Annotated in this window: 11 protein-coding genes; 4 read left to right on the plus strand and 7 right to left on the minus strand. The window is 66.5% G+C overall.

What is annotated here, in order from left to right:
* Window position 1: 1 nt before the first annotated feature.
* Together JO391_RS18435 and secA are read right to left on the minus strand one after the other, a co-directional pair.
* Window positions 2–1,006, minus strand: coding sequence for a hypothetical protein (locus JO391_RS18435; RefSeq protein ID WP_220661865.1), 1,005 nt, complete (start codon window positions 1,004–1,006; stop codon window positions 2–4).
* Window positions 1,007–1,157: 151 nt separating this feature from the next.
* Window positions 1,158–3,905 (minus strand): preprotein translocase subunit SecA, encoded by a 2,748-nt coding sequence (gene secA, locus JO391_RS18440; protein ID WP_220661866.1) that lies wholly within the window; start codon window positions 3,903–3,905, stop codon window positions 1,158–1,160.
* A gap of 213 nt (window positions 3,906–4,118) precedes the next feature.
* Between secA and JO391_RS18445 the strand changes: the two genes are divergently transcribed.
* The 4 genes from JO391_RS18445 to JO391_RS18460 all read left to right on the plus strand — a co-directional run bounded on the left by JO391_RS18445 (window position 4,119) and on the right by JO391_RS18460 (window position 7,024).
* Window positions 4,119–4,970 (plus strand): peptidylprolyl isomerase, encoded by an 852-nt coding sequence (locus JO391_RS18445; protein ID WP_220661867.1) that lies wholly within the window; start codon window positions 4,119–4,121, stop codon window positions 4,968–4,970.
* A 35-nt stretch (window positions 4,971–5,005) separates the two neighbouring features.
* The gene (gene argJ / locus JO391_RS18450; protein ID WP_220661868.1) at window positions 5,006–6,367 is read left to right on the plus strand and encodes a bifunctional glutamate N-acetyltransferase/amino-acid acetyltransferase ArgJ; all 1,362 of its coding nucleotides are present in this window, start codon (window positions 5,006–5,008) and stop codon (window positions 6,365–6,367) included.
* Between the two features lie 7 nt (window positions 6,368–6,374).
* Window positions 6,375–6,773, plus strand: coding sequence for a (deoxy)nucleoside triphosphate pyrophosphohydrolase (locus JO391_RS18455; protein WP_220661869.1), 399 nt, complete (start codon window positions 6,375–6,377; stop codon window positions 6,771–6,773).
* 107 nt (window positions 6,774–6,880) lie between these two features.
* Window positions 6,881–7,024 (plus strand): hypothetical protein, encoded by a 144-nt coding sequence (locus JO391_RS18460; protein WP_220661870.1) that lies wholly within the window; start codon window positions 6,881–6,883, stop codon window positions 7,022–7,024.
* A gap of 74 nt (window positions 7,025–7,098) precedes the next feature.
* Here JO391_RS18460 and infB read toward each other — a convergent pair whose 3' ends face one another.
* The 5 genes from infB to JO391_RS18485 form a co-directional block, all read right to left on the minus strand.
* Window positions 7,099–9,711, minus strand: a complete 2,613-nt coding sequence (gene infB / locus JO391_RS18465; protein WP_220661871.1) for a translation initiation factor IF-2 — start codon at window positions 9,709–9,711, stop codon at window positions 7,099–7,101.
* Complete coding sequence (locus JO391_RS18470) at window positions 9,708–10,355, minus strand: RNA-binding protein (RefSeq protein ID WP_220661872.1); 648 nt, start codon at window positions 10,353–10,355, stop codon at window positions 9,708–9,710. Before JO391_RS18470 ends, infB begins: the two co-directional genes overlap by 4 nt.
* An 18-nt stretch (window positions 10,356–10,373) precedes the next feature.
* Window positions 10,374–11,987, minus strand: a complete 1,614-nt coding sequence (nusA, locus tag JO391_RS18475; RefSeq protein WP_220661873.1) for a transcription termination factor NusA — start codon at window positions 11,985–11,987, stop codon at window positions 10,374–10,376.
* Between the two features lie 17 nt (window positions 11,988–12,004).
* Window positions 12,005–12,613: a ribosome maturation factor RimP gene (gene rimP / locus JO391_RS18480; RefSeq protein WP_220661874.1), complete on the minus strand. Its 609-nt coding sequence runs from the start codon at window positions 12,611–12,613 to the stop codon at window positions 12,005–12,007.
* Between the two features lie 142 nt (window positions 12,614–12,755).
* The gene (locus JO391_RS18485; protein WP_220661875.1) at window positions 12,756–13,064 is read right to left on the minus strand and encodes a monooxygenase; all 309 of its coding nucleotides are present in this window, start codon (window positions 13,062–13,064) and stop codon (window positions 12,756–12,758) included.
* Window positions 13,065–13,173: the final 109 nt, after the last annotated feature.

The raw sequence follows: 13,173 nt of genomic DNA on the forward strand, positions 1-13,173 counted from the left end.
CTCAGTTCGTGGCGGCGATCTTCACGGCGGGGGCAAGATTCTTCAACACCAGAATGTCACCCACGGCCGAACAGTCGGGCATCGCGAGGGTCAGTTCCTCGGTCGAGGTCGCGCCGGCACTTGCGGTCAGCAGTTCGCCCAGCATCTCCCGTCCGCAGGTCGATTCCATCACCGGCGCCTCGATCACGATTTCCGGGGCCGGGCCAGGGATGGACGGGAAGGTATAGACCGCCGCCTGCAGGGGCAGGGCGACCGAGGCGTCGCCCAGGACCATCATCCAGCCGCCGGTCGCGGGCTGGCCCGACACCGGCAGATGCGGTGCGCCGGCCCAGACATGGCCGGGATCGCCGTAATCCGCGCCGTTCTCGAAGGCATGAAGCTGAAACTCGTCCGGTCCCTGCCACTGCACGGCAAAGCGGCGATAGCTGGCGGCATCCGGCAGGGCGACGTTGGCCGTAGCCTGCGTTCCGTCCTCGAACAGGACCGAGACCGTGGCCTCGGGCGCCATTCCGGGCAGGGCGAGGGTCAGCTGGCCCTGTTCGCTGGTGCGGGCGGTGACGGCCAGCCCGGCATGGCGCAGGACCACCCGCTGCCCCGCATCGCAGGGCGCCGAAAGCGAAACGCCGATGGTCGCCTGCGGGCCGGCGCGCAACAGCAGGGCGCGGTCACAGGCAGAGGCCTGGCTGGGGACATGCAGGTCGGGTGCCACCAGTGCGGGCAGCGCGGTTTCCGGCCCCGGCAGCGTGGCCTGGACCGCCTCGGCCCGTGTGGGGGCGGTGCCAGCGGGGGCAGGGGACATGCCGGGCAGGGCGGGCAACGACAGCGTCATGGACATGTTGGGCATCGTCTCGGTCGCGGGCCCGGCCGCAACCTGCTGGATGTCCTGCGGCTTGGACAGCGCGCCCTGACGCGGATCGGCAAAGCGTGTCTGGACCAGCTGGCCGGCTGCCACGGCCACCCCCAGGATGGCAATCACGCGAACAAGTCGTCTGGTCCGATTCTGCATCTGCCCATCCTCCGATGGCGGTCGATGCAGAAAGAGCTAGGCCGTCAACCGGGCGGGCAGATGGCGAAATGGCGGAATGTTTCCTGATGTCAGGGCCGGAATCGGGCGGACGTGGCGCATGTCGGCCGCGCCCGTCCCTTTCCGGCCACAATCAGGCGATGCGGCCGTGACAGTGCTTGAACTTCTCGCCCGAACCGCAGGGGCAGGGATCGTTGCGGCTTGGGTTGCCCCAGGTCGAGGGGTCGCTTTCCACAAAGCCCGGCCGCGCCGTTGCCGTTGCGGCAACACCGGCACCCGCGACCGCCCCGGCCGTCTCCAGCTCGGGCTGGGGCGCCGGCGCGGCCTCGGTGGCGGCCGGCGCCGCGGCACGGGCCTGCTGCGCCATCAGTTGCGCCATCATCGCCTGCTGTTCTTCCTGCGTGATCGGCCGGATCAGCGACAGCTTCTGCGTCACGTCCTGCCGCAGCGAGTTCAGCATGGTCTCGAACAGTGCGAAGGCCTCGGTCTTGTATTCCGACAGCGGGTCGCGCTGCGCATAGCCGCGGAAGCCCACGACCGACCGCAAATGCTCCAGCCGCAGAAGGTGCTCGCGCCACTTGCCGTCGATCGACTGCAGCAGAAGCTGCTTCTCGATCTGGCGCATGGTCTCGGGCCCGAAGGCTTCCAGCTTCTCGGCGATCAGCTTGTCGCTGGCTTCGCGGATGCGTTCTTCCATCACCGCCTGGTCCACGCCCTCTTCGGCGGCCCATTCGATGATCGGCAGGTCCAGGTTCAGCCGTTCGCGCACCGCGTCGCGCAGGGCTTCGGGCTTCCACTGGTCGGCATAGGTCTTGGGCGGCATGAACTGCGCCACCGCGTCCTCGACGACCTGGTGTCGCATGTCGCCGACGATCTCCGACAGATCCTCGGCCTCCATGATCTCCATGCGCTGGCTGAAGATCGCCTTGCGCTGGTCGTTCATCACGTCGTCGAACTTCAGAAGCTGCTTGCGGATGTCGAAGTTGCGGCCTTCCACCTTGGCCTGGGCGCGTTCCAGCGACTTGTTCACCCAGGGGTGAACGATGGATTCGCCTTCCTTCATGCCCAGCTTGGACAGCACCGAATCCAGCCGCTCCGACCCGAAGATGCGCATCAGGTCGTCTTCCAGGCTCAGGAAGAACGACGACCGGCCAGGGTCGCCCTGGCGGCCAGACCGGCCGCGCAGCTGGTTGTCGATGCGGCGGCTTTCGTGGCGTTCGGTGCCCAGCACGAACAGGCCGCCGGCCTGCTTGACCTGCTCCTTCTCCTGCGCGTGTTCGGCCTCGATCCGGGCGCGAACCTCGTCGGGGTGCAGATGCGGGTCGGCGGCGATGGCCTCCAGCACCTTCAACTCGACGCTGCCGCCCAACTGGATGTCGGTGCCGCGGCCGGCCATGTTGGTGGCGATGGTCACGGCGCCAAAGCGCCCGGCCTCGGCCACGATCTTGGCTTCCTGCTCGTGCTGGCGGGCGTTCAGCACGTTATGCGCGATGCCCTCCTTCTTCAGCATGTCCGACAGGTATTCCGACTTCTCGATCGAGGTCGTCCCCACCAGGATCGGCTGGCCCTTGGCATTGGCCTCGCGGATGGTCTTGATGATGCCTTCGAACTTCTCCCGTGCGGTGCGGAAGACCTGGTCATGATCGTCCTTGCGCGCGACCGGGCGGTTGGTCGGAACCTCCACAACGCCAAGGTTGTAGATTTCCATGAACTCCTCGGCCTCGGTCACGGCGGTGCCGGTCATTCCGGCCAGCTTGCCATAAAGACGGAAGTAGTTCTGGAAGGTCACAGAGGCCAGCGTCACGTTCTCGGGCTGGATCTGCACGCCTTCCTTGGCCTCGATTGCCTGGTGCAGGCCGTCCGAAAGACGGCGGCCCCGCATCATGCGGCCGGTGAATTCGTCGATCAGCATCACCTCGCCGCCGCGCACGATGTATTGCTGGTCGCGGTGGAACAGCATGTGGGCCTTCAGCGCCTGCGTGGCATGGTGCAGCAGGGTGGTCGATTCCGGATCGTACAGCGTCTGGTCTTCCGTAAGCAGGCCGGCGTTGCGGAACAGCTGCTCCACGAACTCGTTGCCCGCATCGGTCAGGGTGACGTTGCGCGCCTTTTCGTCCAGCTTGTAGTGGTCGGGCAGCAGGTTCACGATCAGCTTGTCGACCGTCGTGTACAGGTCGCTGCGGTCCTGGCTGGGGCCAGAGATGATGAGCGGCGTCCGCGCCTCGTCCACCAGGATCGAGTCGACCTCGTCCACGATCGCATAGAAATGGCCGCGCTGCGCCATCTCTTCGATCGACCCCTTCATGTTGTCGCGCAGGTAGTCGAAGCCCAGCTCGTTGTTGGTGGCATAGGTGATGTCGGCCTTGTAGGCCGCGCGCTTTTCGGCATCGGGCTGGTAGGGATAGACCACGCCGGTGGTCATGCCCAGTTGCGCATAGACCTTGCCCATCCAGTCCGCGTCGCGCTTGGCCAGATAGTCGTTGACCGTCACGACATGCACGCCCTTGCCGGCCAGCGCGTTCAGATAGGCCGGGAATGTGGCGACGAGGGTCTTGCCCTCGCCCGTGCGCATTTCCGCGATGTTGCCCTGATGCAGGAAGATGCCGCCCATCAGCTGCACGTCAAAGGCGCGCAGGCCAAGCGCCCGCTTCGCCGCCTCGCGGCAGTTGGCAAAGGCTTCGGGAAGCAGGTCATCCAGGCTTTCGCCGCCCTGCGCCCGCTTCTGCAATTCCGCTGTCTTGGCCTTGATGCCGTCGTCCGTCAGCGCCGCGTATTCCGGTTCCAGCGCGTTGATCTTTGCGACCAGCGGACGGACAGATTTGATCTTGCGGTCATTCGGGGTCCCGAAGACCTTCCGCGCAAGCGATCCAAGACCCAGCATGTTTTCTCCGCCTGGTCGTTCCTGACATGATCGTGTGAGGCATTGAACCAAGCGGCCTTGCCCGCTTTCGCCGCCTTCCATAGAAGAGCCGGGAAGGCGCCGGGCGCGCCCCGCTTCAGCGGCCGTCTCACGCGACTGCCGCGATGTAGTGGGAACACCCGGTCAAGTCAACGCCGCGCCGGGTCGCGGCCCGATCATGAGGAAGTGAGAATCATGAAACATGCCGGTCTTTGGGCGGCCCTGATGCTGTCGGCCGCCTTGGCCACGCCGGCCCTGGCCCAGGATGCCGCGCCGACCGCCGCCACCGTGGTGGCGACCGTCAACGGCACCGACATCACGCTTGGCCACATGATCGCGCTGCGCGAACGCCTGCCCGCGCAGTACCAGTCCCTGCCGGATGACGTGCTGTTCAAGGGCATCCTTGACCAGTTGGTCCAGCAGGAAGTGCTGATGGAATCGGTGGAAAACGCCATCACGCTGCGCGACGACCTGAACCTGCAGAACGACCGGCGGGGCTATCTTTCGCAGCAGGCCCTCGTGCCCGTGGTGACCGCCGCCGTTACCGAAGAGGCGATCAAGGCCGAATACGATGCGCGCATCGCCGCCATTCCGCCCGCGACCGAATACCACGCAGCCCACATCCTGGTGGACAGCGAAGAAAAGGCGAAGGAACTGAAGGCCCAACTGGATGGCGGCGCCGATTTCGCCGAACTGGCCAAGGCCAATTCCACCGACACCGGCTCGGGCGCACAAGGCGGCGACCTTGGCTGGTTCGGCACCGGCATGATGGTGAAACCCTTCGAAGATGCGGTGATCGCGGCCCAGATCGGCAAGGTCACCGATCCGGTGCAGTCCGATTTCGGCTGGCACCTGATCCTGGTGCAGGAAACCCGCCCTGCCGCCCCGCCCGCCCTGGACGAACTGCACGACGAAATCGCGCAGGATCTGGAACAGAAGGCGATCGAGGCCAAGGTCGAGGAACTGACCAAGGCCGCCAAGATCGAAAAGCACGGCGAAGGGCTTGATCCGGCCGTTCTGAAGAACACCGCTCTGATCGACCAGTAATCGCCCGCAACAGACGGCGCGCAACGGAGGGACCGATGGCACAGACCGACTGGAAAGCCGAAGCCAAGAAGCTGAAGAAGAAGGTCGACAAGCTGAAGTCCCGCCTGACGGAGGGGGCGACCGATCTGGTCGCCGCCGCCTCCGAGGCGGTGGCCAAGGCGGCCAAGCCTGTCTCTCCCCTTGCGCCCGCCGGTGGCTTCCCCGCGCTGCCCGCCATCGCCGGCGTGGAATTCGCCGCCGCCGAGGCCGGCGTGAAGTACAAGAACCGCACCGACGTCATGCTGGTGCGGCTGGCCTCCGGCACGGTGATTGCCGGGGCCTTCACCACATCCGCCACCCGTTCGGGCTGTGTGCGCGACTGCCAGGCCAAGCTCGCCGGCAAACCGGACCTTTCCGCCGGGGCCGCGATCATCGTGAATTCGGGCAATTCCAATGCCTTCACCGGCAAGGTGGGGGACGAGGCGGTCGCCGCCGTCACCGGCGGCGTGGCCTCTGCCCTTGGCATCCCGGCCGCGCGCGTGTTCTCTTCCTCTACCGGCGTCATCGGCGAACCCTTGCCGCATGACCGCATCACCGCCCGCATCCCCGACCTGGTGGCCGGGCTCTCCGGCGATGGCATCGCCATGGCCGCCAAGGCGATCATGACGACCGACACCTTCCCCAAGGGCGCCTCTGCCGAAGTGGAAGGCGAGGGCGGCCCGATCCGCATCGCCGGCATCGCCAAGGGTTCGGGCATGATCGCGCCCGACATGGCCACCATGCTGGTCTATATCTTCACCGATGCGAAGATCTCGTCCGCCACGCTGCAGAAAATGGTCTCGCGCAACGTGGGCGCGACCTTCAATTCGATCACCGTGGACAGCGACACCTCCACCTCCGACACGCTGCTTGTCGCCGCCACCGGCCAAAGCCCGGCGGCCGAGGTGAAGGGCGCCACGGCCCGCGCCTTCGAAAAGGCCCTGGCCGGCGTGATGCGCGACCTTGCGCTGCAGGTCGTGCGCGATGGCGAGGGCGCGACGAAACTGGTCGAGGTGCGCGTCACCGGCGCCGCCAGCGACGAAGACGCCGCCAAGGTCGCCTTCGCCATCGCCAACTCGCCGCTGGTCAAGACCGCCATCGCCGGCGAAGACCCGAACTGGGGCCGCATCGTCATGGCCGTGGGCAAATCCGGCGCCCAGGCCGACCGCGACCGCCTGACCATCCGCCTGGGCGACATCGTCCTGGCCCGCAACGGCTGGCGCGACCCGTCCTACACCGAAGAGGCGGGCGCTGCCTACATGAAGCAGGCGGAACTGGTCATCGCCGTGGACCTGGGCCTCGGCAAGTCCAGCCGCACGGTCTGGACCTGCGACTTGACCCACGCCTACATCGAGATCAACGCCGACTACCGGTCGTGACCGCGCGATGAAGGTCGTCCTTGTCGCTGCTGTCGCGCTTGTCGATCCCGACGGCCGCGTGCTTCTGGCACAGCGGCCCGAGGGCAAGTCGCTGGCCGGCCTGTGGGAGTTTCCGGGCGGCAAGGTCGAACCGGGCGAATCGCCCGAAACCGCCCTGATCCGCGAGCTGCAGGAAGAACTGGGGATCGAGACGAAATCCAGCTGCCTCGCGCCCCTGACCTTCGCCAGCCACGGCTACGACGACTTCCACCTGCTCATGCCGTTGTTCGTCTGCCGCCGGTGGGAGGGAATCGCCCATGGCCGCGAGGGCCAGGCCCTGGCCTGGGTGCCCCCCAACCGTCTGCGCGACTATCCCATGCCCCCCGCAGACCTGCCCCTGATCCCGATTCTGCGCGACTGGCTGTGAGTCGCGCGCAAATCGCGCGACAGAAATACACAATTAAGACAAATTGGTGATGGAAATCTGTCCAGCGCGAGATATTGTTTATCCAGTGTCAAAGGGGGGATTGACAGATGCTCAGGACCATCACGCTTGGAAGCTGTGTCTCAGTGCAGGGGGTGGTCGTCGGCCAACTGGCCGATGGCAAGGTGATCGTGCGTGTCGATGAACGCAACTTCGTGGGCTATCCGGTGCCGACCGTCGCGCGGGCGAACTAGGCGCAGGCAGCCATCCGGGGGACGGAAAAAGGCCGGGCAATCGCCCGGCCTCTTCATTTCCTGCGACGCGCGCGTCAGGTCAGCTTGCGCTGGACCTCCTCGCGCTCGAAGATTTCGATGACATCGCCTTCGCGCACGTCTTCGTACCGCTCGAACGCCATGCCGCATTCCTGGCCCGAGATGACTTCCTTCACCTCGTCCTTGAACCGCTTCAGCGTCTTCAGCGTGCCCTCGTGGATCACCACGTTGTCGCGCAGCAGGCGCACGCCGGCCGACCGCCGCGCCACGCCCTCGGTGACCAGGCAGCCCGCGACATTGCCCACGCCGGTGATGCGGAAGACCTGAAGGATCTTCGCATAGCCGATGAAGTTCTCGCGCACCTCGGCCTTCAACAGACCCGAGGCCGCCTGGCGGATGTCGTCGATCAGGTCGTAGATGATCGAGTAATACCGGATCTCCACGCCCTTCTGCTGGGCCGAGGCCCGGGCGGTGGCATTGGCCCGCACGTTGAAGCCGATGATCGGCGCGTTTGAGGCTTCCGCAAGGATCACGTCCGAATCGGTGATCGCGCCCACGCCGGAATGCAGGATACGCACCCGCACCTCGTCGTTGCCGACCTTCTCCAGCGCCTGCACGATGGCTTCCGCCGAACCCTGCACGTCCGCCTTCACCAGAACGGGCAGTTCCGCCACGCTCAGGTCGGCCTTGGCCTTCGCCATCAGCTGTTCCAGCGTCGTCGCGGCGCCCGCTGCCGCGCGCTTGTCGCGCGTGGTCTTGACGCGGTAGTCCACGATCTCGCGTGCCTGCGCCTCGGTCGCCACCACGTTCAGCGTGTCGCCCGCCTGCGGCGTGCCGGTCAGGCCCAGGACTTCCACCGGAACCGAAGGCCCGGCCTCGTCCACGCGGTCGCCCAGGTCGTTGACCAGAGCACGCACCTTGCCCCACTGCTCGCCCACGACGAAGATGTCGCCGCGCTTCAGCGTGCCGTTCTGCACCAGAACCGTCGCCACCGGGCCGCGGCCCACGTCCAGCTTGGCTTCGATCACTGCGCCCTGCGCCGGACGATCCGGGTTGGCGCGCAGTTCCAGGATTTCGGCCTGAAGCAGGATCGCTTCCAGCAGCTCGTCCAGGCCCTTGCCGGTCTTGGCCGAAACCTCGACATCCTGCACGTCGCCCGACATCGCCTCGACGACGATCTCGTGCTGCAGAAGATCGGTCCGCACCTTCTGCGGGTTCGCATCCGGCTTGTCGACCTTGTTGATCGCGATGATCATCGGCACCTTGGCGGCCTTGGCGTGGTTGATCGCCTCCACCGTCTGCGGCATCACCGCGTCATCGGCGGCCACCACCAGCACCACGATATCCGTCACCTGCGCGCCACGGGCCCGCATCGAGGTAAAGGCCGCGTGGCCCGGCGTGTCCAGGAAGGTGATCTGCTGGCCAGAGGCCGTCGTCACCTGATAGGCGCCGATGTGCTGGGTGATCCCGCCCGCTTCGCCCGAAACCACGCTGGTCTTGCGGATCGCGTCCAGAAGGCTGGTCTTGCCATGGTCGACGTGACCCATGATCGTCACCACCGGCGGACGCGGCAGCAGATCCTCGTCCTTGTCGACATCGGTCGCGATCACCTGTTCTACGTCCGAATCCGAAACGCGCACGGCGCGGTGACCGAATTCCTCGATCACCAGTTCCGCGGTGTCGGCGTCGATCGACTGGTTCATGGTGACCATCATGCCCATCTTCATGAGCACCTTCACCACGTCCGCAGCGCGTTCCGCCATGCGGTTCGCCAGTTCGCTGACGACGATCGTTTCGGGAAGCTGCACGTCGCGCACCTGCTTTTCGGCCTTCTGGCCGAACCCAAGCGCTTTCTGGCGCGCCTTCTCCTGCTTGCGCTTCATCGCGGCAAGCGACCGCTGGCGGCCGCCCTCGTCCGAGATTGCGTCCGAAAGCGTCAGCTTGCCGGCGCGGCGACCTTCATCGCCCCGCTTGGACCCGCGGTCGCGTTCGGCGGCGCGGTCGTCGCGCTCGCGGTCGGTCTTGCGCGGGCTCAGGCCGGGCCGCGCTGCCGCGGTGCGGTCCTCGCCCGGCACAGCCGCGGCCGGTTCCGCCGCCGCCGCCGGGGCGGCGCGGTCGGTCTTGCGGGCTGCGGGCTTGGCCACGGGCGCCTCGGGCTCGGGTGCGGCCGGCTGGCGGCGCTGCGTGCCCAGAACGTCGGCCTTGCGCGCGGCAGCCGCGGCAACCTTGGCCTCGGCGGCTTCACGCGCCGCGCGGGCCTCTTCCTCGGCCTTCAGCCGCAGAGCCTCTTCGCGGGCGCGCTCTTCGCGCTCCTTCGCCTCCATCTCCTCACGGCGACGCTGGCGGTCTTCCTCGCGCTGGCGCTCTTCCTCGGCCCGGCGGGCGTTGTCTTCATGCTCGCGCGCCTTTGCGGCTCGCAGGGCAGCCAGACGGCGCTCCATCTCGGCATCGGAAATCCCGGCGGGGCGACGCGAAGGGTCGCCCGTGTTCGAGGACGAGGACGCCGCACCACCCGCAGCCGGCTTGGCCGCAGGCACGACGACGCGCTTGCGCTTGGTTTCCACCACCACGGCATGGGTCCGGCCGTGGCTGAAGCTCTGCTTCACCTGGCCCGGACGGGCCGTGCCACCACCAAGGCCAAGGGGTTTCTTGCCGTCTTTGTCCGTCATGCGTCCTTCGTATCCTTCCCGGCGGTCCTGCCGCCGACGCGGCCGGGTTCCTGCGCCATGCGCAGTCCGGCCAGCCGCGCCGCTTCCTCTACAACACGGACAGTGAGTCCGCCAGCGGCGAGCGCCGCGTGTATTGCACGTTCCCGTCCGAAGGACAAACCCAATTCCCGCGCGGTCATGCAGGCAATGAACGAGTCTTCATCCCCGGGGGGATGAAGCTTCGCCTTGCCGCGTTCAGACCCGTCGGAGGCCTGGACCAGGACGACAGCTTCGCCCTTCACCAGCCAGTCCTTCACTTTCTCGTAACCGCAGACCGCGCCGCCGGCCTTGCGGGCCATCGACACCAGGTCCACCACCCGGCGGGCGAGGATATCCTCGACCAGATCGGTCAGCCCCTCGGGCGCCTTCACCGGCTGTCGCGCGGCCCGGGCAAACAGCCCCTTCGCCGCGGCCTTCTCGATCGCCGCCCGGTCAGCCGAGACCCAGATGCCCCGGCCCGGCAGCCGCCCCAACACGTCAGGCACAACCATGCCGTCCGGCCCGATCACGAAACGGATCAGCCCGGCCTTCGGCCCGCTCGCGCCCGTGACAATGCACTTGCGCTCCGGCCCGTCGCGGTCATCGGTTGCGCCGCCGCGCGTCATGGGGCCATTCCAGGGCCATCAGGCCCCGGCCTCCTCTTCCTCTTCCGCGGCCTCTTCGGCCCCGGCGTCCATTTCCGTCGGATCGACCCAGCCCAGCATGACGCGCGCGGTCATGATCATGGTCTGCGCCTCGTCCAGGCTCACGTCGAACTTCTCCAGAAGGCCCTCGTCCTTCTTGCGCTGGCCGTTTTCCGTGGTCCAGCCGCCGGCCAGCTCCCAGTCGGCGCAGGTGGCAAAGTCTTCCAGCGTCTTGATGCCGTCCTTGGCCAGCACCACCAGCATCGGCGGGGTCAGGCCCTCGAACTCGACCAGGCTTTCCTCGATGCCCAGGGCGCGCGCCTCTTCCAGCGCCTTGCGGTTCTGCTCGTCCAGATAGTCGCGGGCGCGGGCCTGCAGTTCCGCGGCCGTGCCCTCGTCGAAGCCGTCGATGGACAAAAGCTCGTCCACATCGACATAGGCCACTTCTTCCAGGTTGGTGAACCCTTCCGAAACAAGCAGTTGCGCCATCATCTCGTCCACGTCCAGCGTGTCCATGAACAGCTGGGTCCGCTCGGCGAACTCGGCCTGGCGGCGCTGGCTTTCCTCGGCCTCGGTCATGATGTCGATGTCCAGCGCTGTCAGCTGGCTCGCCAGACGCACGTTCTGGCCGCGCCGGCCGATGGCCAGCGACAGCTGCTCGTCCGGCACCACGACCTCGATCTTGCCCGCCTCTTCGTCGAACACGACCTTCGACACTTCCGCCGGCTGCAGCGCGTTCACCAGGAACGTGGCGATGTCCTGGTTCCACGGGATGATGTCGATCTTCTCGCCCTGCAGCTCGTTCACCACGGCCTGCACGCGGCTGCCGCGCATACCGACGCAGGCGCCCACCGGGTCGATCGAATTGTCATAGGAAATCACCGCGATCTTCGCGCGCGACCCCGGATCGCGGGCCACGGCCTTGATCTCGATGATGCCGTCATAGATTTCCGGCACTTCCATCTTGAACAGCTCAGCCATGAACTGCGGGTCGGTGCGCGACAGGAAGACCTGCGGCCCCCGCGCCTCGCGCCGGACATCCTTGATATAGCAGCGGATACGGTCGCCGATGCGATAGCTTTCGCGCGGCAGCTTCTCGTTGCGCCGCAGGATGCCTTCGCCCCGGCCGATGTCGACGATGACGTTGCCGTATTCCTCGCGCTTGACCTGGCCGTTGATGATGCTGCCCTTGCGGTCCTTGAACTCGTCATACTGACGGTCGCGTTCCGCCTCGCGCACCTTCTGCAGGATCACCTGCTTGGCCGATTGCGCGGCAATCCGGCCCAGGTCCACCGGCGGCACCTCGTCCACGATCTCGTCGCCGATCTGCGGGTCCGCCAGATAGGCCTTGGCCTGCTTCACCGTCATCTGGGCGTGGTGATTCTCCACCGCCTCGTCCTCGACCACCGTGCGCACGCGGGCAAAGGTCGCCCGCCCGGTCTTGCGGTCGATCTTCACGCGGATGTCCATCTCGCTGCCGTAGCGGCTCTTCGCGGCGCGGGCGAGGCTGTCCTCCATGGCCTGGATCACCAGATCCGGGTCGATCATCTTTTCGCGCGCCACCGCTTCGGCGGTCTGCAGCAGCTCAAGCTGGTTGGCAGAGGTAATGGCCATCGGTCTCTCCCAGGCTCTCAGTGTTTGGTCGGGGCGGGATCGTCCTCGCCACCGTCTTCGTCATCTTCGATCGCGTCGAACTCGCCCTCGGCGGGCTCGGCCACCTTCTTCTGGCGCAGCATCTCGGCGATCAGCTCGTCCGTCAGCACCAGCTTGGCGTCCGACAGCCAGTCGAACTTCAGCCCGATGGTCACATCGGTGCCCTGGTCCTCGATCTCGATCAGCACCTCGTCGCCCTCGACGCCCATCAGCCCGCCCTTGAACCGGCGGCGACCGTCGATCATCTCGCTGGTCTCGATCCGGGCTTCCCAGCCCTTCCAGATCTCGAAATCCTTCAGCCGGGTCAGCGGCCGGTCGATCCCCGGCGACGACACTTCCAGCGTGTAGTTTTCCTCGATCGGGTCCTCCACATCCAGCACGGCCGAAACCGCGGTGGAAATGTCGCCGCAATCGTCCACGCTGATGCCGCCCTCGGGCCGGTCGGCCATGATCTGCAGCACCCTCGCCTTGCCGCCGCCGCCCATCAGGCGGATGCGGATCAATTCGAATCCCAGCCCCTCGATCACCGGGCCGACAATGCCGGCCAGGCGTTGATCAATGGCAGTCTTGGCAACAAGGTCGGACATGACACCCCGAAAACGAAAAAGCGGACCCACCGGCCCGCCTGTGCATCCCGGTAGCTTCGGGTTTGGACCCCGAAGCCGCTGTTGATGGCCATATAGGCAGGCCGGGCCGAGTCTGCAAGGGAAAAGGGCGTATCAGCGCGCCCTACAGAACCGGCGCCCGGTCGATCCGCGACAGGGGCTCGTTCACCTCCAGCACCAGCCCGCGAATCCCGGTCACCCCGAAACCTGCCAGCCGGGCGCTGTGCATCGTCAGATAGGCCTCTGCCTCGGCGCGGCTGGCAAAACCATAGATGCCCCCGGCGATGCCCTTCTCCCGGTCCTCGGTCCAGTACTTGAACAGGAACCCCGGCTCCTGCGCGATGGACATCGCCAGCCCCTCGAAGGCCGCCGCCATCTCGTCCCCCCAGGGCCCCGGATGCGGAAAATCCACCTGTACCAGCGTCACGGCCATACCTGTCTCCCCATCTTGCCAAGGCAATCTACGGTCAGGCGACAAGCAAACGCAACCAAGGGGCTCAAAATCCGCGAGCCCCAAAAACATGTATTTGATTCGCAGGATT

It is taken from the genome of Neotabrizicola shimadae, assembly GCF_019623905.1.
Classification (GTDB): domain Bacteria; phylum Pseudomonadota; class Alphaproteobacteria; order Rhodobacterales; family Rhodobacteraceae; genus Neotabrizicola; species Neotabrizicola shimadae.

Bases quoted from the DNA above. Each gene is read 5' to 3' on its own strand.
- JO391_RS18485 (WP_220661875.1), bottom strand. From the start codon at position 13,064: ATGGCCGTGACGCTGGTACAGGTGGATTTTCCGCATCCGGGGCCCTGG.
- rimP (WP_220661874.1), bottom strand. From the start codon at position 12,613: ATGTCCGACCTTGTTGCCAAGACTGCCATTGATCAACGCCTGGCCGGC.
- argJ (WP_220661868.1), top strand. From the start codon at position 5,006: ATGGCACAGACCGACTGGAAAGCCGAAGCCAAGAAGCTGAAGAAGAAG.
- infB (WP_220661871.1), bottom strand. From the start codon at position 9,711: ATGACGGACAAAGACGGCAAGAAACCCCTTGGCCTTGGTGGTGGCACG.
- JO391_RS18455 (WP_220661869.1), top strand. From the start codon at position 6,375: ATGAAGGTCGTCCTTGTCGCTGCTGTCGCGCTTGTCGATCCCGACGGC.
- JO391_RS18470 (WP_220661872.1), bottom strand. From the start codon at position 10,355: ATGACGCGCGGCGGCGCAACCGATGACCGCGACGGGCCGGAGCGCAAG.
- JO391_RS18435 (WP_220661865.1), bottom strand. From the start codon at position 1,006: ATGCAGAATCGGACCAGACGACTTGTTCGCGTGATTGCCATCCTGGGG.
- JO391_RS18460 (WP_220661870.1), top strand. From the start codon at position 6,881: ATGCTCAGGACCATCACGCTTGGAAGCTGTGTCTCAGTGCAGGGGGTG.
- JO391_RS18445 (WP_220661867.1), top strand. From the start codon at position 4,119: ATGAAACATGCCGGTCTTTGGGCGGCCCTGATGCTGTCGGCCGCCTTG.
- nusA (WP_220661873.1), bottom strand. From the start codon at position 11,987: ATGGCCATTACCTCTGCCAACCAGCTTGAGCTGCTGCAGACCGCCGAA.
- secA (WP_220661866.1), bottom strand. From the start codon at position 3,905: ATGCTGGGTCTTGGATCGCTTGCGCGGAAGGTCTTCGGGACCCCGAAT.